The organism is Streptomyces spirodelae (assembly GCF_017676385.1).
Lineage (GTDB): Bacteria > Actinomycetota > Actinomycetes > Streptomycetales > Streptomycetaceae > Streptomyces > Streptomyces spirodelae.
The window spans coordinates 1-24,062 of sequence record NZ_JAFFZN010000048.1; the positions used below are offsets into that span (position 1 = coordinate 1).

At 71.4% G+C, this 24,062-nt stretch carries 24 protein-coding genes; 12 read left to right on the forward strand and 12 right to left on the reverse strand.

The features are described from left to right. Positions 1–85: 85 nt before the first annotated feature. From JW592_RS31555 to JW592_RS31565, 3 genes are all read right to left on the reverse strand, one after another. A complete protein-coding gene (locus JW592_RS31555; RefSeq protein WP_209268710.1) occupies positions 86–1,786 on the reverse strand; it encodes a phospho-sugar mutase in 1,701 nt (566 codons plus the stop codon). 81 nt (positions 1,787–1,867) lie between these two features. Next, entirely contained in the window at positions 1,868–2,689 is an 822-nt protein-coding gene (locus JW592_RS31560; RefSeq protein WP_209268711.1) for a purine-nucleoside phosphorylase, read from the reverse strand. A gap of 242 nt (positions 2,690–2,931) precedes the next feature. Continuing rightward, a complete protein-coding gene (locus JW592_RS31565) occupies positions 2,932–3,369 on the reverse strand; it encodes a gamma-glutamylcyclotransferase family protein (protein ID WP_209268712.1) in 438 nt (145 codons plus the stop codon). 142 nt (positions 3,370–3,511) lie between these two features. On the opposite strand from JW592_RS31565, the gene JW592_RS31570 reads away from it, so the two are divergent. From JW592_RS31570 to JW592_RS31580, 3 genes are all read left to right on the forward strand, one after another. Further along, positions 3,512–5,017, forward strand: coding sequence for an NAD(P)H-quinone dehydrogenase (locus tag JW592_RS31570; RefSeq protein WP_209268713.1), 1,506 nt, complete (start codon positions 3,512–3,514; stop codon positions 5,015–5,017). A gap of 140 nt (positions 5,018–5,157) precedes the next feature. Further along, positions 5,158–6,099 carry a DeoR/GlpR family DNA-binding transcription regulator gene (locus JW592_RS31575; RefSeq protein ID WP_209268714.1) on the forward strand — a complete coding sequence of 314 codons (942 nt, stop codon included), beginning with the start codon at positions 5,158–5,160 and terminating at the stop codon, positions 6,097–6,099. Positions 6,100–6,215: 116 nt separating this feature from the next. After that, entirely contained in the window at positions 6,216–7,370 is a 1,155-nt protein-coding gene (locus tag JW592_RS31580; RefSeq protein ID WP_209268715.1) for a CapA family protein, read from the forward strand. Positions 7,371–7,432: 62 nt separating this feature from the next. Here the strand turns inward: JW592_RS31580 and JW592_RS31585 are convergent, their stop codons facing one another. Continuing rightward, positions 7,433–9,217, reverse strand: a complete 1,785-nt coding sequence (locus tag JW592_RS31585; protein WP_209268716.1) for an acetyl/propionyl/methylcrotonyl-CoA carboxylase subunit alpha — start codon at positions 9,215–9,217, stop codon at positions 7,433–7,435. 423 nt (positions 9,218–9,640) lie between these two features. On the opposite strand from JW592_RS31585, the gene JW592_RS31590 reads away from it, so the two are divergent. Beyond that, positions 9,641–10,105 (forward strand): hypothetical protein, encoded by a 465-nt coding sequence (locus tag JW592_RS31590; protein ID WP_307805612.1) that lies wholly within the window; start codon positions 9,641–9,643, stop codon positions 10,103–10,105. Here the strand turns inward: JW592_RS31590 and JW592_RS31595 are convergent. The 4 genes from JW592_RS31595 to JW592_RS31610 form a co-directional block, all read right to left on the reverse strand. Further along, positions 10,080–10,703, reverse strand: coding sequence for a Maf family protein (locus tag JW592_RS31595; RefSeq protein ID WP_209268717.1), 624 nt, complete (start codon positions 10,701–10,703; stop codon positions 10,080–10,082). The two genes, JW592_RS31590 and JW592_RS31595, sit on opposite strands and share 26 nt — an antisense overlap. A 58-nt stretch (positions 10,704–10,761) precedes the next feature. Then, entirely contained in the window at positions 10,762–10,899 is a 138-nt protein-coding gene (gene mmpB / locus JW592_RS31600) for a morphogenic membrane protein MmpB (RefSeq protein ID WP_209268718.1), read from the reverse strand. A gap of 36 nt (positions 10,900–10,935) precedes the next feature. Further along, positions 10,936–11,136 carry an acyl-CoA carboxylase subunit epsilon gene (locus JW592_RS33095; protein ID WP_307805613.1) on the reverse strand — a complete coding sequence of 67 codons (201 nt, stop codon included), beginning with the start codon at positions 11,134–11,136 and terminating at the stop codon, positions 10,936–10,938. Between the two features lie 79 nt (positions 11,137–11,215). Beyond that, complete coding sequence (locus JW592_RS31610; protein WP_209268720.1) at positions 11,216–12,832, reverse strand: acyl-CoA carboxylase subunit beta; 1,617 nt, start codon at positions 12,830–12,832, stop codon at positions 11,216–11,218. A gap of 354 nt (positions 12,833–13,186) precedes the next feature. Here JW592_RS31610 and JW592_RS31615 point away from each other — a divergent pair, with 354 nt between their 5' ends. From JW592_RS31615 to JW592_RS31630, 4 genes are all read left to right on the forward strand, one after another. Beyond that, a complete protein-coding gene (locus JW592_RS31615; RefSeq protein WP_209268721.1) occupies positions 13,187–14,140 on the forward strand; it encodes a biotin--[acetyl-CoA-carboxylase] ligase in 954 nt (317 codons plus the stop codon). Between the two features lie 165 nt (positions 14,141–14,305). Continuing rightward, the gene (locus JW592_RS31620) at positions 14,306–15,730 is read left to right on the forward strand and encodes an adenylate/guanylate cyclase domain-containing protein (RefSeq protein WP_209268722.1); all 1,425 of its coding nucleotides are present in this window, start codon (positions 14,306–14,308) and stop codon (positions 15,728–15,730) included. Between the two features lie 20 nt (positions 15,731–15,750). After that, the gene (locus tag JW592_RS31625; RefSeq protein ID WP_209268723.1) at positions 15,751–16,560 is read left to right on the forward strand and encodes an enoyl-CoA hydratase/isomerase family protein; all 810 of its coding nucleotides are present in this window, start codon (positions 15,751–15,753) and stop codon (positions 16,558–16,560) included. A gap of 170 nt (positions 16,561–16,730) precedes the next feature. After that, entirely contained in the window at positions 16,731–17,990 is a 1,260-nt protein-coding gene (locus JW592_RS31630; protein ID WP_209268724.1) for a GGDEF domain-containing protein, read from the forward strand. A gap of 4 nt (positions 17,991–17,994) precedes the next feature. Here JW592_RS31630 and JW592_RS31635 read toward each other — a convergent pair whose 3' ends face one another. Together JW592_RS31635 and JW592_RS31640 are read right to left on the reverse strand one after the other, a co-directional pair. After that, positions 17,995–18,315: a type II toxin-antitoxin system PemK/MazF family toxin gene (locus tag JW592_RS31635; RefSeq protein WP_209268725.1), complete on the reverse strand. Its 321-nt coding sequence runs from the start codon at positions 18,313–18,315 to the stop codon at positions 17,995–17,997. After that, on the reverse strand, positions 18,312–18,527 hold the full coding sequence (locus JW592_RS31640) for a type II toxin-antitoxin system CcdA family antitoxin (protein ID WP_209268726.1): 216 nt from the start codon (positions 18,525–18,527) through the stop codon (positions 18,312–18,314). Before JW592_RS31640 ends, JW592_RS31635 begins: the two co-directional genes overlap by 4 nt. 112 nt (positions 18,528–18,639) lie before the next feature. Here JW592_RS31640 and hutH point away from each other — a divergent pair, with 112 nt between their 5' ends. Together hutH and JW592_RS31650 are read left to right on the forward strand one after the other, a co-directional pair. Then, positions 18,640–20,187, forward strand: coding sequence for a histidine ammonia-lyase (hutH, locus tag JW592_RS31645; protein WP_209268733.1), 1,548 nt, complete (start codon positions 18,640–18,642; stop codon positions 20,185–20,187). 568 nt (positions 20,188–20,755) lie between these two features. Next, the gene (locus JW592_RS31650; protein WP_209268727.1) at positions 20,756–21,988 is read left to right on the forward strand and encodes a L,D-transpeptidase; all 1,233 of its coding nucleotides are present in this window, start codon (positions 20,756–20,758) and stop codon (positions 21,986–21,988) included. Positions 21,989–22,090: 102 nt separating this feature from the next. On the opposite strand, the gene JW592_RS31655 is transcribed toward JW592_RS31650, so the two are convergent. Further along, positions 22,091–22,564, reverse strand: a complete 474-nt coding sequence (locus JW592_RS31655; protein ID WP_209268728.1) for an acyl-CoA thioesterase — start codon at positions 22,562–22,564, stop codon at positions 22,091–22,093. Between the two features lie 177 nt (positions 22,565–22,741). Between JW592_RS31655 and JW592_RS31660 the strand changes: the two genes are divergently transcribed. Beyond that, positions 22,742–23,095 (forward strand): DUF1330 domain-containing protein, encoded by a 354-nt coding sequence (locus tag JW592_RS31660; protein ID WP_209268729.1) that lies wholly within the window; start codon positions 22,742–22,744, stop codon positions 23,093–23,095. On the opposite strand, the gene JW592_RS31665 is transcribed toward JW592_RS31660, so the two are convergent. Then, positions 23,092–23,493 carry a YybH family protein gene (locus JW592_RS31665; protein WP_209268730.1) on the reverse strand — a complete coding sequence of 134 codons (402 nt, stop codon included), beginning with the start codon at positions 23,491–23,493 and terminating at the stop codon, positions 23,092–23,094. The genes JW592_RS31660 and JW592_RS31665 overlap by 4 nt on opposite strands. Positions 23,494–23,571: 78 nt before the next feature. Between JW592_RS31665 and JW592_RS31670 the strand changes: the two genes are divergently transcribed. Then, positions 23,572–23,949, forward strand: a complete 378-nt coding sequence (locus JW592_RS31670) for a winged helix-turn-helix transcriptional regulator (protein ID WP_209268731.1) — start codon at positions 23,572–23,574, stop codon at positions 23,947–23,949. Positions 23,950–24,062: the final 113 nt, after the last annotated feature.

A 24,062-nucleotide genomic window follows, 5' to 3' on the forward strand; every position in this document is an offset into this window, starting at 1 on the left:
CCTCGAGCCTTCGCCGAGTCTGCGCCGGGGCGTCGGCACTTCGGGCCTCCAGGCCCCCGGTGCTCCGGGCCTCCGGGGCTCCCGCTCAGAGGCCCGTGGCCCGCTTCAGGTCCGCCTTGAACCGGTCCAGCACCTCGGCCGCCCGTTTCCGCGCGTCGGCCAGCTCCGCCTTTCCACCGACCGGGACGACGACCTCCAGATAGCACTTGAGCTTGGGCTCCGTGCCGCTGGGCCGTACGACGACGCGGCCGCCCTCGACCCCCTCAGCTCCCGCGAGGCGGTAGCGCAGCCCGTCCGTGGGCGGCAGCGACGCGCTGCCGTCGGTCAGGTCCTCGGCCTGTGCCACGGCCAGCCCGCCCAGCGCTGTGGGCGGTTCGGCGCGCAGCCGCCGCATCCCCGAGGCGATCAGCGACAGGTCGGCGACCCGCACCGAGAGCTGGTCGGTCGCGTGGACGCCGTACTCGACGTCCAGGTCGTCCAGCAGCCCGGACAGCGTGCGCCCGGTCTGCTTCAGCCCGGCCGCCAGCTCGGCGACGAGCAGCGCCGCCGTGATGCCGTCCTTGTCGCGGACCCCCTCGGGGTCAACGCAGTAGCCCAGCGCCTCCTCGTAGCCGTACCGCAGCCCCTCGACCCGGGCCAGCCACTTGAAGCCGGTCAGTGTCTCGGTGTACGGCAGCTTCGCTGCCTCGGCGATCCGGGAGAGCAGCGAGGAGGAGACGATGGTCGTCGCGAACGTGCCCTCGGCGTGCTTGTGGATCAGGTGGGTGGCCAGCAGGGCGCCCACCTGGTCGCCGCGCAGCATCCGCCACCCGCTCCCGGCCGCGGCGTCCGGCACGGCGACGGCGCAGCGGTCCGCGTCCGGGTCGTTGGCGATGATCACGTCAGGGCGCTCGCCGTGCTCGGCCTCCCAGACGCGCGCGGTGGCGTACGCGCGGTCCATCGCGCCTGGCTCTTCCGGATTGGGGAAGGCGACGGTGGAGAAGTCCGGGTCCGGCTCGGCCTGCTCGGGCACCGGGACGATCGCGGGGAAGCCCGCACGCTCGAAGGCGAGCTGTGCCGTACGGTGTCCGACCCCGTGCATGGCGGTGTGCACGACCCGCACCTCGCGCGGCGAACCCTCGGTGAGCACGACGCCGGTCCGCGCGAGGTAGGCGTTCAGTACGTCGTCGCCGAGCACCTGCCAGCCCGAATCGGGACGCGGTACGCCGTCCAGCGGACCGACGGACGCGATCTCGTCGGCGATCTCCGCGTCCGCGGGCGGCACGATCTGCAGCCCGTCGTCCAGATAGACCTTGTAGCCGTTGTCGCGCGGCGGGTTGTGGCTGGCGGTGACCATGATCCCGGCGGCGGCACCCAGGTGCCGTACGGCGAACGCCAGCACCGGCGTGGGCAGCGGCTCGGGCAGCATCGCCGCACGCAGCCCGGCGCCGACCACCACGGCAGCGGTGTCCCGCGCGAAGTCGGCGCTCTTGTGCCGCGCGTCGTACCCGATCACCACGAGCGGCGCCTCGCCCCCGGTCGCGCGGCCCCGCAGATACGCGGTGATTCCGGCGGCCGCGCGGATGACGACAGCGCGGTTCATCCGCATCGGACCCGCACCCAGCTCGCCACGCAGGCCCGCCGTGCCGAACTGGAGGGTGCCGGAGAACCGGTCCCGCAACTCGGCCGGCTCCCGGGCCTCGACCAGCTTGGCGAGCTCCTCACGGGTCTCCGGGTCCGGGTCCTCGGCCAGCCAGTCACGGGCCCGGGCGAGCAGCGCTTCGTCGTCCCGCAGGCCGTCGCTCATCTTCTTGATCCTGCCTTTCACGGTGGGGGCACGGTGGGAGCCGCGCGGTGGGAGTCGCGCAGGGGGAACCGAACGGGAGGGCTAGAGCCGCTTCAGCACCTCGCCGAGCAGCGTCCCCATCCGCACCGCCGAGTCCCGGCCGGCCTGGAGGACCTCTTCGTGGTTGAGGGGCTCACCCGTCATCCCGGCGGCGAGGTTGGTCACCAGGGACACCCCCAGCACCTCGGCCCCGGCCTCACGTGCGGCGATGGCCTCCAGGACGGTGGACATGCCCACCAGGTCTCCGCCGATCGCCCGGACGAAACCGATCTCGGCCGGCGTCTCGTAGTGCGGCCCGGGGAACTGGACGTAGACGCCCTCTTCGAGCGTCGGGTCGATCTCCTTGCACAGCGCCCGCAGCCGGGGCGAGTACAGGTCGGTCAGGTCGACGAAGTTGGCGCCGACGATGGGGGAGGTAGCGGTCAGATTGATGTGGTCGCTGATCAGTACCGGCTGACCCGGCCGCATGCCAGGGCGCAGCCCGCCGCAGCCGTTGGTCAGGACGATCGTCTTGCAGCCCGCCGCCACGGCTGTGCGCACCCCGTGCGCGACAGCCGCGACACCGCGGCCCTCGTACGCGTGCGTACGGCCGAGGAAGACGAGCGCGCGCTTGTCGCCCACCCGGTGCGAGCGGATCTTGCCGGCATGTCCGGCCGCGGTCGGGGGCGGGAACCCCGGCAGCTCGGTGACCGCGAGTTCGTGGTCGGCCACTCCGAGCGTGTCGGCGGCGGGCACCCAGCCCGAGCCCATGACGAGGGCCACATCGTGACTGTCCTCGCCGGTCAGGGCCCGCAGCTTGGCCGCGGCCTCCTCGGCGGAGCGGTAAGGGTCGTCGGCGTTGTGCGTCGTGGCAGAAGCGTTCACGCGACGAGGGTAGCCCGTTATCGCCTACGCGCGTAGACGTGGGACGCAAGTCCGGACGAACACACGGCCCCAAGGCTCCAGCGACGGTGCCATCTGCCAGGCTCCACCCTTGCCCAAGCTTCGCGGGGCAGCCATTCAGGGGCGCGGGGAACTGCGCGCGCCACCACAACGCACCCGCAGCCTGCAACGGTCAGCAAGGGGCACCCCCTCACCAGCCCATCGGCCCCGGCCGGCGCAGCGCCTCAGCAGGGTCGCTTACGGATCTCCATCACATAGTCGTGCGGCGCCCCCGCCGACTCCGCGGCGTCCGCGATGTCCCCCAGGTAGCGGGCCGAGGGCAGACCGCCCTCGTAACCGTTGAGGACGAAACACCACGCGGGCTCCTCGCCCTCCATGGTGTGCACCCGCACCCGCATCCGCCGGTATATGTCCAGCCCGACGCCCTCCCACCGGTCCACGGAGTCCTCGTCCATCGGCGCGATGTCGTACAGCGCCACAAAGGTCTGGCAGCGCGGCGCCTCCACGATCGTGGCCAGCGCCCCGTCCCACCCCATGTGCTCGCCCCCGAAGGTGAGCCGCCAGTCCGTGAGCCAGCCGGTACCCCGCAGCGGAGAGTGCGGAGCACGGCGAGCCATCAGACGGGCGTCGAGATTGCCGGCGTACGCGGCGTAGAGCGACATCCTTCGAGAGTAGCGGCGCCCTTCCTTCCAGAAGGTTCCCCCTCACGGGGAGCTCTCCCGGGAGCTCCACGGGAACCGCGCACGCTCCGTCCCGCGGGGGAGGGAGCCCCCACCGCGCGGGAGTCATGACGGGTGCGGGACAATGGAGCATGTGACTCGGATCGTGATCATCGGCGGCGGCCCTGGCGGATACGAAGCGGCCCTGGTGGCTGCGCAGCTCGGCGCGGAGGTCTCCGTCGTCGACTGCGACGGCCTCGGCGGCGCCTCGGTGCTCACCGACTGCGTACCGTCCAAGACGCTGATCGCCACCGCCGAGGTGATGACCAACTTCGACTCCTCGTACGAGGAGCTCGGCATCCGGGTCGAGGACAACACCCACGACCCCGACGACCCGGCCCGCGTCGTCGGCGTCGACATCCGCAAGGTCAACCGCCGGGTCAAACGCCTCGCCCTCGCCCAGTCGCACGACATCACCGCCTCGGTCACCCGCGCGGGGGGCCGCGTCGTGCGCGGCCGCGGCAGGCTGGAGCCCGGCCAGGCGGCCGACGGCTCCCGCGTCGTCACCGTCACGGCGGCCGACGGCAGCCAGGAGCAGCTCACCGCTGACGCCGTGCTGATCGCCACCGGGGGCCACCCGCGCGAGATCCCGGACGCCCGCCCGGACGGCGAGCGCATTCTGAACTGGACGCAGCTCTACGACCTCACCGAGCAGCCCGAGGAGCTCATCGTCATCGGTTCCGGCGTCACCGGAGCCGAGTTCGCCGGCGCCTACCAGGCCCTCGGCTCCCAGGTCACCCTGGTCTCCTCGCGTGAGAGGGTGCTGCCCGGCGAGGACCCGGACGCGGCAGCGGTGCTGGAGGACGTCTTCCGGCGGCGCGGGATGAACGTGATGAGCCGCTCCCGTGCGGCCTCCGCGAAACGGGTGCCCGCCTCCAATCAGGGACCCTCCTCGCCGAAGGCGGGCAAGGAGGGACGGACCGAGGACGACCGGGTGGAGGTCACGCTCCAGGACGGCCGGACGATCACCGGTACCCACTGCCTGGTGGCGGTCGGCGCCATTCCGAACACCACGGACATGGGCCTGGAGGAGGCCGGGGTCCGGCTCAAGGAGTCGGGCCACATCTGGACCGACAAGGTCTCCCGCACCTCGGCCCCCGGCGTCTACGCGGCGGGCGACTGCACCGGTGTCCTCGCGCTGGCCTCTGTCGCGGCCATGCAGGGCAGGATCGCGATGTACCACTTCCTCGGCGATACGGTGAACCCGCTCGACCTCAGGACGGTCTCGGCGAACGTGTTCACCGACCCCGAGATCGCGACCGTCGGCTACTCCCAGGCGGACGTCGACAAGGGCGCGATCGAGGCGCGGGTCGTCAAGCTCCCGCTGCTGCGCAACCCGCGCGCGAAGATGCAGGGCATCAGGGACGGCTTCGTGAAGCTGTTCTGCCGGCCGGGCACCGGGATCATCGTCGGCGGTGTGGTCGTCGCACCGCGGGCCAGTGAGCTGATCCATCCGATCTCGATCGCGGTTGACAACAATCTGACCGTCGAGCAGATCGCGAACACGTTCACGGTCTATCCCTCGCTCACCGGCTCCATCGCCGAGGTGGCCCGCCAACTGCACACTCGCAAGATGGCCGAGCTGCACTGACGTCGGGCGCCCGGAGCCGAACGAAAAGGCTCTGTCCGGAACGATCCCCTATACCACGTTGAGCGTCGCCGTACGAACAACTTCTGTTAATCGGCGCATAGCGCTGAAAGCAGACGGTCGTCCGCGTTACTGTCAGTCCCGTGTTCGCTGCGGAACGTCGTCAATTGATCCTTGAAATGGTGCGCGCCAACGGAGCGGTCTCGCTCCGCGAGCTCGCCCGCGTCGTCCAGACCTCCGAGGTGACCGTGCGCCGTGACGTACGGGCGCTGGAGGCCGAAGGACTCCTCGACCGCCGTCACGGCGGAGCCGTGCTGCCGGGAGGCTTCACCCGGGAATCCGGCTTCCCCCAGAAATCGCACCTGGCCACCGCGGAGAAGACGGCCATCGCCGACCTCGCCGCGGGCCTCGTACAGGAGGGCGAGGCCGTCGTCGTCGGAGCCGGTACGACGACCCAGGAACTCGCACGACGGCTCGCAAGAGTGCCAGGACTGACCGTCGTCACCAACTCGCTGCTGGTGGCGCAGGCCCTGGCGCACGCCAACCGGGTCGAGGTGGTGATGACCGGCGGCACCCTGCGCGGCTCCAACTACGCGCTGGTCGGCAGCGGCGCCGAGCAGTCGCTGCAGGGGCTGCGGGTCTCCCGCGCGTTCCTGTCCGGCAGTGGGCTGACGGCCGAACGCGGCCTGTCCACCTCCAACATGCTCTCCGCGAGCGTGGACCGGGCACTGGTGCAGGCGGCCGGCGAGGTGGTGGTCCTCGCCGACCACACCAAGCTGGGGACCGACACCATGTTCCAGACGGTGCCAACGGATGTGATCACCCGACTGGTGACGGACGAGCCGCCGCCGCACGACGAACGTGCCGAGACCGAGCTGCAGGCGCTGGCCGACCACGGCGTGCAGGTCGCCGTGGCCGGGACCTCGCCCGCCGCGCCCGAGAGGGGGCGCTCCGAAGTCCCCATGCCCACCCCGCGCCGGGCCGCTGCCCAGGGAGGCAGCCCGAACCAGGGCACCCCCACCCATCTGCGCTCGGCCGCCGCGGGCCCACCCCGCGTGGCTGACCTGGCGCCCAGACGGCGGTAGGCCCTTACGCCGGTGAGGCGGTGCCCCTGTCTGTTGTCTGCGGGCTGCGGGCGCGTTGTGGCTGGTCGCGCAGTTCCCCGCGCCCCTGACGGGGCGGGTCCATTACCGTGGGAAACGTGTCCGGGAACGCGGTGACACTCGCTCTGACCGGCGACGTCATGCTGGGGCGTGGCGTCGACCAGATCCTGCCGTACCCCGGTGACCCCGCACTGCGAGAACCCTGCGTGCGGGACGCCGGGGTCTATCTGGAACTCGCCGAGGCGGAGAACGGCCCGGTGCCGCGCCCGGCCGACTTCGCCTGGCCCTGGGGCGAGGCCCTGCGCACGCTCGACGAGCTGGCTCCCGACGTACGGATCTGCAACCTGGAGACCAGCGTCACGCGCAGCGGCGACTTCGCCCCGTGCAAGGACGTGCACTACCGGATGAGCCCCGCCAATGTGGCGGCGCTCGCCGTCGCCCGGCCCGAGGTGACCGTACTGGCCAACAACCACGTGCTCGACTTCGGCGTCGCCGGTCTGCTGGAAACCCTCGACACCCTCTCCGAGGCCGGGCTGCGGACAGCGGGCGCGGGCCGGAACGCGGCCGAGGCCCGGACCCCGGCGACAGCGCCGGTCGGCGCGGGCGGCGGCCGGGTGCTCGTCGGCTCGGTGGGGTCGCCGTCCAGCGGCATCCCCGGGCACTGGGCCGCGACGGACCAGCGGCCCGGGCTGCGTCTCGTACTGGAGGCGTCACCGGCGGACGCGGCGGACGTCTGCGGCCAGTTGGCCGGGTCGAAAGGCGCCGGCGACCTCGCCGTCGCCTCGGTCCACTGGGGTTCGAACTGGGGCTACGAGGTGCCGCCCGAGCAGGTGCGGTTCGCGCACGCGCTGATCGACGGCGGCGTGGACCTGGTCCATGGCCACTCCTCGCACCACCCGCGCCCCGTCGAGCTCTACCGGGGCAGGCCCGTCCTCTACGGCTGCGGGGACTTCATCGACGACTACGAGGGCATCAGCGGCCACGCCGCCTACCGCGACGATCTGCGCCTGCTCCACACCGTCACGCTCGACACGGAGACCGGATCGGCGTCCGACGTACGGCTGATCCCCTTCCAGGCCCGCCGGATGCGACTGGTGCGGGCCTCGCCCGCGGACACCGAGTGGCTGCGGGTCACCCTGGACCGGATCAGCACCCCCTTCGGAGCCCGGGTCGAGACGGACCCCACCGGCACCCTCGTTGTGCGACCCCGCACTTCTTCCCGCCGCGGCGGTGATCAGCCACGATCCGCGTGACCGGCGGTGCCGGACTCACCGGCCGGGGCCGGTTCGGCACCGCCGCGCCAGAAGCCGAGGCGTCAGTCCTTGATCTCGCAGATGACGGCGCCCGAGGTGACCGAGGCACCGATCTCGGCGCGGAGGTCCTTCACCGTGCCGGAGCGGTGCGCGTTCAGCGGCTGCTCCATCTTCATCGCCTCCAGGACGATGATGAGTTCACCCTCCTCGACGCGCTGGCCCTCCTCGACGGCGACCTTGACGATGGTGCCCTGCATGGGAGAGGCGAGCGAGTCGCCCGAAGCGGCGGAGCCGGACTTCTTGGCGGCCTTCCGCCGCGGCTTGCGCGCCCCACCCTCGACGGCGGCCCGCGCCAGCGGCATGCCCAGCGAGGACGGGAGGGAGACCTCCAGGCGCTTGCCGCCGACCTCGACGACGACGGTCTCGCGACCGGCGCTCTCCTCCTCGTCGGTCTCTCCAGCGGTGGGAGCCGCGAACGGCTTGATGTCGTTGACGAACTCCGTCTCGATCCACCGCGTGTGGACGTCGAAGGGCTCGCCCTCGCGGCCGTTGACCTCCGGCGCGAAGGCGGCGTCCCGAACCACCGTGCGGTGGAAGGGGATCGCGGTGGCCATACCGGTCACCTCGAACTCGTCCAGCGCCCGTGCGGCCCGCTGCAGGGCCTGCTGCCGGGTGGAGCCGGAGACGATGAGCTTGGCCAGCAGCGAGTCCCACGCCGGGCCGATCACCGAGCCGGACTCCACACCGGCGTCGAGCCGGACGCCGGGCCCGGACGGCGGCGCGAACGTGGTGACGGTGCCGGGCGCCGGCAGGAAGTTGCGGCCCGGGTCCTCGCCGTTGATTCGGAACTCGAAGGAGTGACCGCGCAGCGGGGGATCGTCGTAGCCGAGCTCCTCGCCGTCGGCGATCCGGAACATCTCGCGGACCAGGTCGATCCCGGTGACCTCCTCGGTGACCGGGTGCTCGACCTGGAGGCGGGTGTTGACCTCCAGGAAGGAGATGGTGCCGTCCTGGCCGACGAGGAACTCGCAGGTGCCGGCGCCCTCGTAGCCGGCCTCGCGCAGGATGGCCTTGGAGGCGCGGTAGAGCTCGGCGTTCTGCTCGTCCGTCAGATACGGCGCCGGGGCCTCCTCGACCAGCTTCTGGTGGCGGCGCTGGAGGGAGCAGTCACGGGTGGAGACGACGACCACGTTGCCGTGCTTGTCGGCCAGGCACTGGGTCTCCACGTGCCGGGGACGGTCCAGGTAGCGCTCGACGAAGCACTCGCCCCGGCCGAAGGCGGCCACGGCCTCGCGCACCGCCGAGTCGTACAGCTCGGGGACCTCCTCCAGGGAGCGGGCGACCTTCAGGCCGCGCCCGCCGCCGCCGAAGGCGGCCTTGATGGCGATGGGCAGGCCGTGCTCCTCGGCGAACGCGACGACTTCCTCGGCGCCCGAGACCGGGTCCTTGGTGCCCGCGACCAGTGGCGCGCCGGCGCGCTGCGCGATGTGCCGCGCCGCGACCTTGTCCCCCAGGTCGCGGATGGCCTGCGGGGGCGGGCCGATCCAGTTGAGGCCCGCGTCGATGACGGCCTGCGCGAAGTCGGCGTTCTCGGAAAGGAATCCGTAGCCGGGGTGGACGGCGTCGGCGCCCGAGTCGGCGGCGGCCTTGAGCACCTTGTCGAAGTCCAGATAACTCGCCGCCGGGGTGTCACCGCCCAGGGCGAATGCCTCGTCGGCCACGCGGACGTGCAGCGCGTCCCGGTCCGGCTCGGCGTAGACGGCGACGCTCGCGATTCCCGCATCCCGGCACGCGCGGGCGACGCGGACGGCGATTTCGCCGCGGTTGGCGATGAGCACCTTGCGCACGATGGCTCCCTCCTTGAAACAAGCTGAGTTTAGGTACAGGCGACACCTGACGCCGACCCGCCAAGGGGCGTGAGCTTGCCCACACGGAGTGTCACCCGTGGGTCGCGCAGAACCGGATCTCCCCTCGTCGTCCCACGGTACGCCGCATTCGGGCTCGGATCGCCCGCCTCAGGCATGTGGGCTAGCTCTCTGTCGGAGTCGTATGTCTCAACGCCTCGTCTTTGTGGAGTCCCTACGACTGGAAGGGAGAAATTTTGCTTTGCGTCGTTTCCCTTGCCCCGGCTTGTACCCGTGAGTAGCGTTCGCCCTGCCAAGAGCACGTACCTGGAGTAACGACCGAACCGACAGCACGACAGGCACCAGCACGCAACACCCGGCGGAAAACGACGGAACGCGGCGGAACGCGACGGAAGAGGTGGCCAAGTGGCAGGGCGCAGACGGGCGGTGGCCGCGGTGACCGCGTTGGTCCTCACGGTTGAGGCAGCCGTGCTCGTGGGCCTCAATCTCTTCCTCGGCAAGGTCGCCGACGCGCAGCAGATGTCCCTGGCGGGCATCGAGCCGCGCGCCATGACGATATCCGCGGTGATCGGCGCCGTACTCGTCGGCGGCTACGTCCTCGGCTGTGCGCTGATCCTCGTCCGTACAGCGGTCCGTGACGTGCCGCCACGCGGCTTCTGGCGCATCACGCTGATCAGCTGCGCGGTGGTGCACGGGGTGCTCGGCGCCTTCTCCGTCGGCCTCGTCGGCTGGCTCGCCTTCGTGGTGATGATGACCGTCCTCGGACTGATCGTCTGGTCGTTGACCTGGTACGGCGAGCCCGCCGGGCAGCCCGCCGCCGGCCCGCCGGCCGACGGCTCCGGGGTCAGCGCGGAGCCCACAGGTCCGTGATCTCCACGCCCAAGTCGCGCAGCAGCCCGCGCAGCGTGGGCAGCGACAGACCCAGCACATTGCCGTGGTCGCCCTCGATGCCGTCGACGAACGGCCCCGAGCGGCCGTCCAGCGTGAACGCGCCCGCCACGTGCAGCGGTTCACCGCTGGCCACATAGGCGGCGATCTCCTCGTCGCTCGGCTCCCCGAAGTGCACGGTCGTGGACGCCGTCACCGAGCGGCGCCCCTCCTCGCCCGAGGCGCGCGTGTCCACGACACAGTGCCCGGTGTGCAGCACGCCGGAGCGGCCCCGCATGTCCTTCCAGCGCGCCGTCGCCTCCTCCGCGTCCGCCGGCTTGCCCAGCGGCCGCCCGTCCAGCTCCAGGACCGAGTCGCAGCCGACGACCAGCGCCCCCGCGGCCTCAGCACGCGCGGCGACCGCGGCGGCCTTCGCCTCGGCCAGCACCAGGGCCAACTGCGCGGGGGTCGGGGCGCTCAGCGCCTCCTCGTCCACACCGCTGACCACCACCTCCGGAGCCATCCCCGCCTGCCGCAGCAGCGCGAGACGGGCAGGGGAAGCGGAAGCCAGTACAAGACGCGGAGCACTCATGCGGGCCATCGTAGGGAGTCGGCGCACGCCCCGCGCACCCCGCTCACGCCTACGCGACCGACTACGACTACGAGTACGCCACCGACAAGAGCAGCAGCATCACCACTCCGGTGACCACCAATAACACCCAGCCGAGGCGGTTGACCTTCTCCTGGGTCCTGCTCAGTTCCGGCGACGGCTCATCTCGGGGATCGGACCACAGCATGCGCCCATGGTGGCCGCGCCGGGGCGCTCCGAAGTGTCAGCCCGGCCAGAACGTTCGGCGCCAGGCGCCGGGACCGGGCGCCGGCAGCGGCCCCGGCACGGTGCGCGCCGGATCGGACCAGGCGCTCGGCGTCTCACGCGGCGGCTCACCGGCCGAAGCGGCCGAAGCGCGCACCCGTACCACCGCCAGCGCGGCGGCCAGCTCCTCGGGCGTCGGATTGCCCCGTACGACCCGGATCGGCTGCTCGCCGGGCGCGGCCGCGCCCGCGGCGTCCGCGGGCCCGGTCCCGATGGACTCCGTCGTCATCGCGGCCTCCTCACAGCGGGATGTTGCCGTGCTTCTTCGGCGGGAGCTGTTCCCGCTTGGTACGCAGCGTGCGCAGTCCGCGGGTGATGTGCCGACGGGTCTCCGCCGGACGGATCACCGCGTCCACATAGCCGCGCTCGGCCGCCACATACGGGTTGAGCAGCGCGTCCTCGTACTCCTGGGTGAGCCGGGCACGCAGCTCCTCCGTCTCCTGAGGCGTACCGGCAGCGGCCAGCTTCTTGCGGTGCAGGATGTTGACCGCGCCCTGCGCCCCCATCACCGCGATCTGCGCCGTCGGCCAGGCGAAGTTGAGATCGGCGCCCAGATGCTTGGACCCCATCACGTCGTACGCGCCGCCGAACGCCTTCCGCGTGATCACGGTGATCAGCGGCACCGTCGCCTCCGCGTACGCGTAGATCAGCTTGGCGCCGCGCCGGATGATCCCGTCGTACTCCTGGTCCGTACCGGGCAGGAAGCCGGGCACGTCCACGAACGTCAGCACCGGAATGTTGAACGCGTCGCAGGTACGCACGAACCGCGCCGCCTTCTCGGACGCGTCGATGTTGAGACAGCCCGCGAACTGCAGCGGCTGATTGGCCACCACGCCCACCGACTGGCCCTCGACACGGCCGAACCCGGTGACGATGTTCGGCGCGAACAGCGCCTGCGTCTCCAGGAACTCACCGTCGTCCAGCACGTGCTCGATCGCCGTGTGCATGTCGTACGGCTGGTTCGCCGAGTCCGGGATCAGCGCGTCGAGCTCCCGGTCCTCCTCCGAGGTCTCCAGATCCGCGTCCTCCGGGTAGCCCGGCGGCTCGGAGAGGTTGTTGGACGGCAGATACGACAGCAGCGCCTTCACATACTCGATCGCGTCCTTCTCGTCCCCCGCCATGTGGTGCGCCACGCCTGAGGTGGCGTTGTGGGTCCGGGCCCCGCCCAACTCCTCGAACCCCACATCCTCACCGGTGACCGTCTTGATCACATCGGGCCCCGTGATGAACATGTGCGAGGTCTGGTCCACCATCACCGTGAAGTCCGTGATGGCCGGGGAGTAGACCGCACCACCCGCGCACGGCCCCAGGATCAGCGAGATCTGCGGGATCACGCCGGAGGCGTGCGTATTACGGCGGAAGATCTCCGCGAACAGGCCGAGCGCCGCCACGCCCTCCTGGATGCGGGCGCCGCCGCCGTCGTTGATACCGACGACGGGACAGCCCGTCTTCAGCGCGAAGTCCATGACCTTCACGATCTTCTCGCCGTAGACCTCGCCCAGCGCGCCGCCGAAGATGGTGAAGTCCTGCGAGAAGACGCAGACGGGACGGCCGTCGACGGTGCCGTAGCCGGTGACCACGCCATCCCCGTACGGACGGTTCTGCTCCAGCCCGAAATTGGTCGACCGGTGCCGCGCGAACTCGTCCAGCTCCGTGAACGAGCCCTCGTCGAGGAGCAGCTCGATGCGCTCGCGCGCGGTCAGCTTGCCCTTCGCGTGCTGCTTCTCCACTGCTCGTTCGGAGCCCGCGTGGACGGCTTCCTGGGTGCGGCGTTCGAAATCCGCGAGCTTGCCCGCGGTGGTGTGGATGTCGAGGTCGTCGATGTCGGGACTGGGCGTCTCGCTGGGCGAGGACATCTCGGAGGGCTCCTTACCGTCGCGGGTTGGCTACCGACCCGTAGGCTATCTGCGACCTGCCGCTTACGGAGTGCGTCGTTGACCACACTGAAGCCTCCGGCGGTTGCGCCGCCCCACCATCGGGAGGAGGGCCTGGCCCGGCTGGGCGCCGCCTCCATTGGCTGAGGGCCCGGCCCTCTGAACCTCTTCCGTTCATGGGGGCTCCCGCCCCCATACCCCCGGGTCCTCGCCGGACGGGCGTTGGGGCGGCTCCGCCTCCCGACACGACCTGTCGGCGGCAGCCGAAACACACACGGGGCGTGCGTCCACAAGCGGGGGCACCCCGAAGGGGAGGGGTGCCAATAGCCTGGCGGTATGACGTCCAAGCGTTGGTCCGAACTGGACCGCCCCCCGCTCAACCAGACGGCCCTCCGCAAAGCCCTCCTCGGCGAGGACTCCCTCTGGACCGCCCTGGAGGTCGTCGAGTCGATCGGCTCGACCAACGCGGAACTCGCCGACCGCGCCAGAAAAGGCACAGCCGCACCGGGCAGTGTCCTCATCGCGGAGGAGCAGACGGCGGGCAAGGGCCGCCTCGACCGCGCCTGGACGGCCCCGCCCCGCTCAGGACTGTTCTTCTCGGTGCTGTTCCGTCCGGAGCCCCCGCCGGAGCGCTGGGGGTGGATTCCGCTGCTGGCCGGGGTGGCCACGGCGAATGCCGTCGCCCGAACGGCGGGCGTCGACACCGGGCTGAAGTGGCCGAACGACGTGCTGACCACAGGAAAGGGCGGCGAGCGCAAGATCGGCGGCATTCTGGCGGAACGCGTCGACGCGGAGTCCGTCGTCCTCGGCATCGGCCTGAACGTGACGCTCCGCGAGGACGAGCTGCCTGTGCCCACTGCCGGTTCCCTGGCTCTCGCGGGTGCCAGGGGCACCGACCGCGATCCGCTGCTGCGTGCGGTGCTGCGTGCCGTGGCGGACTGGTACGGCCGGTGGACGGCGGTGAACGGCGACCCGACGGCCACAGCCACCAGCCCAGCAGCCACCGGCCAGGCGACCGGCACCGCTCTCCTCGATGCCTACGCCGCGGGCTGCGTAACGCTCGGCAGAGCCGTACGGGCAACCCTGCCGGGCGGCGGCACCGGCAGTGGCGGCGACAGCAGCGGCGGCACCAGCAGCGGCGAAGCCGCAAAGAGCAACGGCGAAGCCCTCGTCGGGGAGGCCGTCGCGGTGGACGGCGACGGCCGACTCGTCATCGCCACGGAACAGGGCGTACAGCGTCCGGTCGCTGCCGGTGACATCGTCCATCTGCGCCCCGCAACGGAAGAGTGAGGTAGCGCACAACTGCCGTATGGTGGGCAAGCGGCGGTGACATCGGGTGCCACCCGGCATCGGTGTTCCGGCCGTGAGCAGGTAGGGCAAGAGGAACGGAAGGGCTGTGCGCAGGGACGACGCGAGGCCGCGACACCACGCCGCGGAGGGTGCGGGGAGCCCGCGGTGACCGTGGACGAACCGGGCATGCCCGAACGCAGAGCGGCCTCGGATTCCGATGACGGAGGCGGCCGCGCCCAAGCGCCCGACCCCGGCACCCAGGAGCCCCCCGAACCGGCCCAGGCCGGGGAGTCGGCCCCGGGTCCGGGTCCAGGACCGGCCACGGACCCGCCCCCCGGAGTGGACCTCTCACCGGCCGAGGGCTCGCAACCGGGGGCCTCACCTGGCACCCCGCCGACGGCCCCGCCCAGCGCCGACGTCTCGACCCCGGCAGCGGGCGCCGCCGCACCAGGCGCCGCCGCACCAGGCATCGGCGCCCCAGGCGTGGGCGCCCCAGGCGGTCCCGGTGGTGAAGGGCCCGACGACCCGCCCCCGGAGGGCCCCGGCGGGGATGATCCGGAGGACGACGAGCCCGACCCCAGCGCGCTGCGGATCGAGGAGCTGATCCTGGGGTCGCCACGGCAGTACACGCCGTTCCAGGCGGCCCGCGCGGCTGGTGTCTCGATGGAGCTGGCTTCCCGGTTCTGGCGGGCGATGGGCTTCGCCGACGTGGGGCAGGCCCGCGCGCTGACCGAGGCTGACGTACTGGCGCTGCGGCGGCTGTCGGGCCTGGTGGAGGCGGGGCTGCTGAGCGAGTCGATGGCCGTGCAGGTGGCGCGCTCGACCGGGCAGACGACGGCGCGGCTGGCGGACTGGCAGATCGACTCGTTCCTGATGGGGCTGACGGAGCCGCCCGAGCCGGGAATGACGCGTAACGAGGTCACCTTTCCGCTGGTGCAGTTGCTCCTGCCCGAGCTGGAGGAGTTCCTCGTCTATGTGTGGCGCCGCCAGCTCGCCGCCGCCACGGGGCGGGTGGTCCAGGCGCAGGACGACGACGAGATGGTCAATCGGCGGCAGGCCATCGGCTTCGCCGATCTGGTGGGCTTCACCCGGCTGACGCGGCGGCTGGAGGACGAGGAGCTCGGTGAGCTGGTGGAGGCGTTCGAGACGACCTCCGCCGACCTGGTGGCCGCGCACGGCGGGCGGCTGATCAAGGCGCTGGGGGACGAGATCCTCTACGTCGCCGAGGACGCGAGCACGGCGGCGGAGATCGGGCTGCGGCTGATCGAGACGATGGCGAACGACGAGACGATGCCGGAGCTGCGGGTCGGCATCGCGTTCGGCACGATGACGACCCGGATGGGTGACGTGTTCGGCAACACGGTCAACCTCGCCAGCCGGCTGACCTCGATAGCGCCCAAGGACACCGTGCTGGTGGACGGTGCCTTCCGTGCCGAGCTGACCGCCTCGGGCGCCGCTCCGGAGTCGGAGAAGGAGAGCGAGGACCTGTCCGGCTACCGGTTCGCGCTCCAGCCGCTCTACCAGCGTCCGGTACGCGGCCTGGGCGTAGTGGAGCCGTGGCTGCTGCGGCGCCGTACCCAAGAGAGTTAACCATCGTTATCGTGCTCCCCATGGATCACAGTGCACAGAGCGAGCAGACGTTCGGAGAGTGGGTGCGGGTCCGCAAGGACGGGCACGTCGCGGAGCTGGTGATGGACCGGCACGGCGCGATGAACGCCGTCTCGACGGCGTTCGCCGGGGCGCTCGCGGACGCGTGCGCCGCGCTCGCGCGGGACGGCGAGGTGCGCGCGACGGTGCTGACCTCCACGCACGAGCGCGCGTTCTGCGTCGGCGCCGACCTCAAGGAGCGCAACTCCTTCAGCGACGCCGAGCTGGCGGCGCAGCGTCCGCGTGCCCGTGCGGCCTACACCGGGGTGCTGGAGCTGCCGATGCCCACCATCGCCGCCGTGCACGGCTACGCACTGGGCGGCGGGTACGAACTGGCGCTCTCCTGCGATGTGGTCGTCGCCGACGCGAGCGCCGTGGTGGGGCTGCCCGAGGTGTCGGTCGGAGTGGTGCCCGGCGGAGGCGGCACCCAGCTGCTGCCGCGCCGGGTTGGTGCCGCCCGTGCCGCCGAGCTGATCTTCTCGGCGCGCCGGGTGGGCGCAGCCGAGGCGCACGCGCTGGGCATGGTCGACCTGCTCACCGAGCAGGGCGAGGACCGTACGGAGGCGCTGGCGCTGGCCCAGCGCATCGCCGCCAACTCGCCGGTCGGGCTGCGCGCCGCCAAGCGGGCGCTGCGCACCGGATGGGGCATGGACCTGCGGGCGGGGCTGGAGGTGGAGGAGGCGGCCTGGCGCACCGTCGCCTTCTCGGGTGACCGCGCCGAGGGAGTGGCAGCGTTCAACGAGAAGCGGAAGCCGGACTGGCCGGGGGAGTGAGGGGGAAGCCGGACCGGCCGGGGGAGTGCAGCCGGACCGGCAGTGGAGTGCGGTCTTCGACTCCGGGGAAGTCGCGATTCCCCGGCGGGGCGACAGCTTTCTTCGTAGAGTGAAGCTCTCCGCAAGGGGTCGCACGGCAGAACGGGGCGAAGCCTCCTAATCTTGGCGGTATGGGCGGAACGGGAGAGGGCGGCGAGGACGCCGACGCGCGCCTCAGCGCTGTCGTAGGGCTGTCCCAGGCGATGGCGGCGGCACAGACAGCCGCGCCCGCGACCGCCCGCCCGCACCCGTACGACGAGGACGAGCCGGAGGCGACCGCCGCGCTCTCCCACCGGGACATAGCCCGGGCGGCCGCACGGGGTGCCTGCGAGGCGATGGGCGGCGCGTTCGCGTCGATATCCGTCTGGGAGCGTGCGCGCGGCCGGCTGCGGGTGCTGGTCAACGTGGGGGAACGGGCCGCTGAGGAGGCCGAGTTCCCCTCCGACGAGTCGTACCCCGTGCATGATTTCCCGCAGGTCGCGGCGTTGCTGCACGAGCGGTGGGCGGGCGGCGGCCGGCCCCAGGCGTGGGTGGAGGGCGACGGTCCGGAGGAGAGCGCCGGGGCCGAGGGCGAGGCCGCGCACAGCTATCGGCGGGTGGCGGCGCTGCGCCGCAGGGACCGCGGCTCCTGTGTGATCGCTCCGATCGTGCTGCACGGCCGGGCCTGGGGCGAGCTGTATGTGGCACGCGCCGCCACCGCGCCGCCCTTCACCCGGGACGACGCCGACTTCGCCGCGGTGCTCGCCGCGCTCATAGCCTCCGGCATAGCGCAGAACGAGCGTCTTGAGGAGGTACGCCGCCTCGCCTACACCGACCCGCTGACCGGGCTCGCCAACCGCCGCGCCGTCGAGACCCGGCTGGACGAGGCCGTCGAGCTGCACCGCGACCTGGGCACCGTCGTCAGCCTCGTCGTCTGCGACATCAACGGGCTCAAGGGCGTCAACGACGCGCAGGGGCACGAGGCGGGCGACCGGCTGCTGGAGAGGTTCGCCGCTGTCCTGTCGGCGGGCGCGGCGACCCTGCCCGGAGCGCTGGCCGGGCGGCTGGGGGGCGACGAGTTCTGTCTGCTGGCCGTCGGGCCCACGGCCGACGAGGTGGTACGCGCCGCAGACGAGCTGTGCCGGGGCGCGGCCGAGCTGGAGCTGGGCGAGGGTGTGGCCTGCGGGGTCGCCTCCACCGGGGACCCGGTCGGCGAAGTGCGCTCGGCGCACCGGATCTTCCGGCTGGCGGACGCGGCCCAGTACCGCGCCAAGGCGCTGCGCTCCGAAAAGCCCGTGGTGGCGGGCCGGGAGGGCGGTCCCGAGGACCCCACGGTGCGGCTTGCCGCCGCCGCCGAACCGTTCCCGCCCTCCCCGGACCGCCGCCGCTTCCGCCGCGGCCCGGGAAGATGAGCCTTCAGCTGAGGTCGAGGGTGACGCGGAGCGAGGCGGAGATCCTTTCCATCGCCTCCGCATCGACGGTGCCGAGGAACTCACCGGCGGTCAGGCGCTTGTCGCTGAGGGCGGTGAGGTCGACGGCGACGGCGGCACCGCGCACCGGGTGCGTCAGCGGGATGGTGACGACGGTGTCCGGGGCGCCCTGCGTCTCGTCGATCAGCATGCACACGGCGGTGCCGGGCAGGGCGTCCAGGGCGGCGTCCGACTCGACGATGACTACGACCCGGCTCTTCGTGGCGAGCTGGACCCGCCAGACCTGGCCGCGAGCGAGAGGCGTCACGCGACGTCCTCACCGAAGACGTCGGCGAACTCCTCGGCGTCTGCAGCGCCCCGCTCCCCGCGCCAGGCTTGCACCGCGGTCGCTGCGTCGCGCAGTTGCTGCGTTCTGAGCGCGTGCTCGATGTAGGCCGACAGGTTGCCGCCGGAGGCGGCGCGGGCGTGGGCGACGAGGTCCGCCGGCAGGCTGACCGTCGTCCGCATACGTGAGCTCATACATGAGAGCATACATCCCGTATGACGTGGGGCGATACGGGTGTGCGCACCTCGGCCGCCTGCACACTCGTGACAGATGGCAATTCACTCATTAGGGTTCGTGAATATGAATATGCACACTGTGGTGGTCGGAAGCTCGGGCACCAGCCCTGAGGAGGTCATCGCCGTCGCCCGGGACGGTGCCCGCGTCGAGCTGCACCGAGAGGCTCTGGACGCGCTGCGCACCGCGCGCCGCTTCATCGACGACCTCGCCGCCAAGCCCGACCCCGTCTACGGCGTCTCCACCGGCTTCGGCGCCCTCGCCGTCCGCCACATCGGCCCGGAGCTGCGGGCCCAGCTCCAGCGCAACATCGTCCGCTCGCACGCCGCCGGGATGGGGCCCCGGGTGGAGCGCGAGGTGGTGCGCGCGCTGATGTTCCTGCGGCTGAAGACGCTCGCCTCCGGCCGCACCGGAGTCCGCCCCGAGGTCGCCCAGTCCATGGCCGACCTGCTGAACGCGGGCATCACCCCCGTGGTGCACGAGTACGGCTCCCTGGGCTGCTCCGGAGACCTCGCCCCCCTCTCGCACTGTGCCCTCGCACTGATGGGCGAGGGCGAGGCCGAGGGGCCCGACGGCGCGCTGCGGCCGGCCGCCGAACTCCTGGCCGAGCACGGCATCACCCCCGTCGAGCTGCGCGAGAAGGAGGGCCTGGCCCTCCTCAACGGCACCGACGGAATGCTCGGCATGCTGCTGATGGCCTGCGCCGATCTCGCGCGCCTGTTCACCTCGGCCGACATCGCCGCCGCGCTGTCGCTGGAGGCCCTGCTGGGCACCGACCGGGTGCTCGCTCCCGAGCTGCACGCCATCCGGCCGCACCCCGGGCAGGCCGCCAGCGCCGCCAACATGCTCAAGGTGCTGGCAGGTTCGGGTCTGACCGGGCACCACCAGGACGACGCGCCCCGGGTGCAGGACGCCTATTCGGTGCGGTGCGCGCCCCAGGTCGCCGGCGCGGGCCGTGACACGCTGGCGCACGCCCGTACGGTCGCCGAGCGGGAGCTGGCCTCGGCCGTGGACAACCCCGTCGTGCTGCCCGACGGACGGGTCGAGTCCAACGGGAACTTCCACGGCGCTCCGGTCGCCTACGTCCTGGACTTCCTGGCCGTCGCCGCAGCCGATCTGGCCTCCATCGCCGAGCGCCGTACCGACCGGCTGCTGGACAAGAACCGCTCGCACGGCCTGCCGCCCTTCCTCGCCCACGACGCCGGGGTCGACTCCGGGCTCATGATCGCCCAGTACACGCAGGCGGCGCTGGTCAGCGAGTTGAAGCGGCTCGCCGTCCCGGCCTCCGTCGACTCCATCCCGTCCTCCGCCATGCAGGAGGACCACGTCTCCATGGGCTGGTCGGCGGCGCGGAAGCTGCGTACGGCGGTGGACGGGCTGGCGCGGGTGATCGCCGTGGAGGTGTACGCGGCCACCCGCGCTGTGGAGCTGCGCTCCGCCACGGCCGGGCCGGCGCCGGGGCCCGCCGCGGGGGCCGTGGTCGCCGCGCTGCGGGAGGCAGGTGCCGAGGGCCCGGGCGGGGACCGCTACCTGGCGCCGGATCTGGCGGCTACCGAGACCTTCGTACGGTCCGGCGCGCTGGTGTCCGCTGCGGAAGCGGTGACGGGGCCGTTGGCCTAGGCGTGACCTGGGATTGCTGACGCGGGGTCGTCATGTGGTGACAGAACGGCGCTTACTCGGCGTCGGCACCCCGGTCATGTTCCAACCGCGTCACAGTGTTGCTGTGATGGGTGGGATGGTCAGCTTTTTCGGGGGTAGCGTTGGCCGTGGGCACGAACCAGAGAGCGCACAGGACGCCGCCGGCTGCCGCTGCGGTGGCCAGAGGACGGCGGTGGACTGACAGCTTCGAGGGTCCGGCCTCGGACACGAAACGCCCTCCTGGGTGCGTGGGTACGACGTGCGGCTCGGGGGATCAGTAGCGAACTGACCGTACGCGGGCCGATGTTACTGAGTGGTGGAGGCGAGGGGGAAGGCATGCTTCCGCTTTTCCTGGGAACCAGGAGAGGTTACAAACCAGGCGGATAGGTGTCCTAGACCACAGTTTTACCGAAAGTGGAACCGGTCATAGTCCCCGATGCGTTCTTGTGCATGGAGCTGAAGCGCACATGTCCGATTTCGGGCGCTGTGGGGGCTACGCAGCTTTTACCGGGGAGACATGGGGTTCCGAAGGCAGATGGAGAAGCCAGTGATGACGGTGGGGAAGCACCGCAAGGGTCTCGCGGTCACGGCCGCGCTGCTCGGTGGGGTGCTCACGCTGAGCGCCTGCAGCGGTGGTGACGACAGCGGCGACAAGGAGAAGTCCGCCGCGAAGAACGACATAGCCGCCGGCAAGGACAGCTCGGCCGCCCGAATAAAGATCGCGGCCAAGGACGGCGCGGACAACGCCAGCATCAACAACGGCGCCAACGTCTCCGTCAAGGGCGGGAAGCTCACCGAGGTGACCCTGAAGGCGGTGCAGAGCGGCGCCACCGTGGAGGGCACCCTCTCCTCCGGCGGCAAGTCCTGGAAGCCCAAGCAGCAGCTCGAACGCGCCACCAAGTACGAGATCAGCGCGACGGCCAAGGACAGCGACGGCCGCAAGGCCGTGGAGAACCGCACCTTCACCACCGTCGCCCCTGAGCACAGCTTCATCGGCACCTACGCCGGTGAGGACGGTGCCAAGGTCGGCGTCGGTATGCCGGTCTCCATCACCTTCGACAAGCAGATCCAGAACAAGAAGGCCGTCCAGTCCGCGATCAAGGTCAGCTCGACCAGCGGCCAGGAGGTCGTCGGCCACTGGTTCGGCAACGACCGGCTCGACTTCCGCCCCGAGGAGTACTGGAAGCCCAACTCCAAGATCACCCTCGACCTCAAGCTCGACGGGGTGAAGGCGGGCAACGGCAACGTCGGCGTCCAGGACAAGACGGTCACCTTCAACGTCGGCCGCAAGCAGATCAGCACGGTCGACGTCAAGTCGTACAAGATGAAGGTCGAGCGCGACGGCAAGGTCATCAAGACCATCCCGATCTCCGCGGGCAGCGCCAAGAACCCGACGTACAACGGCAAGATGGTGATCTCCGAGAAGCACAAGGAGACCCGGATGGACGGGAACACCGTCGGGTTCGGCCGCAAGGGCGCCGAGGGCTACGACATCCCCGACGTCCCGCACGCCATGCGGCTGTCCACCTCGGGCACCTTCATCCACGGCAACTACTGGGGCGCACCTTTCGGCTCCGGCAACACCAGCCACGGCTGCGTCGGCCTGAAGGACTCCCGGGGGGCCAACAACCCCGACACCGACGGTTCCTGGTTCTACAACAACTCGCTGATCGGTGACGTCGTCGAGGTCAAGGGCTCGCCCGACAAGACGATCCAGCCCGACAACGGCCTCAACGGCTGGAACATGAGCTGGTCGGAGTGGAAGGCCGGCTCCGCCGTCTGACACCTCCACCGCACTGTGGGCCCCGCCATCGGCGGGGCCCACACGCATGTGCGGCCACGGCAGCGGGCGCCGCCCCGTACCCAGCTGTTCCAGCTGTTCCAGCTATTCGAGCTGTTCCAGCCCCAGAATCTTCGGGTCCGTCGCCAGCTCGCGCAGCGCCCCGCCCGGATCGGTCACCAGCCGCCGCGCGCCCAGATCCATGATCCCGCCCACGCCGGTCAGCTCAGCGGCCACCGCGCCGTCCGCCTTGACGATCAGCTGGCGCATCCCGAAGATCTTCCGCTCCCCCCACTCGAAGGCGCAGCTGACGGTCACCTCGTCTCCCGCCCGCAACTCCCGCTTGTAGCGCAGCGTCTGCTCCAGCACCACAGGGCCGACCCCCGAAGCCACCAGCGCGCTCTGCTCGATACCGGCCGCCTGCAACAGCGACCAGCGCGCATGCTCCGCGTACTGGAGATACACCGCCTGGTTCAGATGCCCCTGGGTGTCCGTCTCATAGCCCCGCACCGTCACCGGAACGGTGAACGGCCCGCCCTCCGCCTGCGGCTGTGGCTCCGCCGGTCCTGCCTGCGACATTGCGCTCCTCCATCTCGCGGAGCGCCCGGTGGGCGGCTCCGCCATTACCCACGACGTCATCGACGCCTTCCGCCCGACGCGACGACACTGGTCACGTCGGAAGCGCTCCCTCTGCCCAGCGCTTCCTACCCCGCTTCGTCTCGCGGTTCCACCGATTTCCCTTTCGAGGAGGCCCATATGACCGCCTATGCCGTCGCCCGGCTGCTCAACCGCGAGGTCCACGCCGACCTGATCACCTACGTCGAACGCATCCAGGCCAGCCTCGACCCCTACCAGGGCCGCTTCCTCGTCCACGGCGGCGCCCCCGAGGTGGTGGAGGGCACCTGGGACGGCGGCGTCGTCATCATCGCCTTCCCCGACCGCGAGTCGGTCCACGCCTGGTACGCCTCGCCCGCCTACCAGGAACTGCTGCCGCTGCGGACGGCACACATCGACGGAGATGTCGTCATCGTCGACGGCGTCCGGGACGACTACGACCCCGCGAGTATGGCCACGGCGTTCCGTCGGGCCGGGGCCCAGGCGGGGGCCTAGCCGGCCGGGCGGTCGATCACGTAGCGCCACACCCCGTCGGTACCCCGCCTGGCCACATCCGTCGCCGTGCCCTCGATATGCGTCGGGCGCCCGTCCGGGGCCGTACCGTCGATCACCCAGTCCACGATGAGCAGCGCCGTGTCGCCCGCCGCGTACACCTGCCGGGGCCGCACCGTGATCGGCAGACCCAGCGCGAGGAAGCTCGCGTTGGCCCGGGCGATGCTCTCGGGGGAGTCGGCGACGGTGCCGTCCGGCGACACGAACACGGCCCCCGCCTCGTACATCTCCGCCACGGCGTGCGGCTGCCCGGAGTTGAACCGCTCGGCGAACACCGCTGGCACATCGACCGCTTCACGGGCCAGGGGGAGCGGGGCCGCCACACTCTTTTTGCTGCTCATCGTCGAGTTCTCCTCAGGCTCGGTACGGCGCCGTAGGCTCGGCGCGTACGGACGCCCCCGACGTTAGGACCCGCCGACGTGGCTCACCGAACGGTCAGTTGCGGCCCCGGCCATCCCCGGCCCGGCCTGCCCGACGATCCACGCGCCCTGACCCTCGCGCCCACGGCCTCCTGCCCGGTCGAGATCACCCTCCACGCGCTGCGCGGCCGCTGGACGACGCTGGTCATCCGCGAGTTGCTGCGCGGGCCCCATACGTTCAGCGAGTTGGAGGCCGCGCTGCCGGAGCTCTCCGCGAAGGTCCTCACGGATCGGCTTCGCCAGCTCGTCGAGGCGGGGGTTGTGCATCGTGAACGGTTTGCGGGGTGGCCGACGTCGGTTCGGTACCGCTTGACTGAGCGCGGCCATGCGTTGGGGCCCGTCCTCCAGGCCCTCTGGAACTGGGGCGCCAATGGCTGAGGCCCGCCGCCATTGGCTGAGGGCCCAGCCTTGTGGCTCCCTCCCTTTGATGGGGGCTCCGCCCCCAAACCCCCGGGTCCTCGCCGGACAGGCGTTGGGGCGGCTCCGCGGGT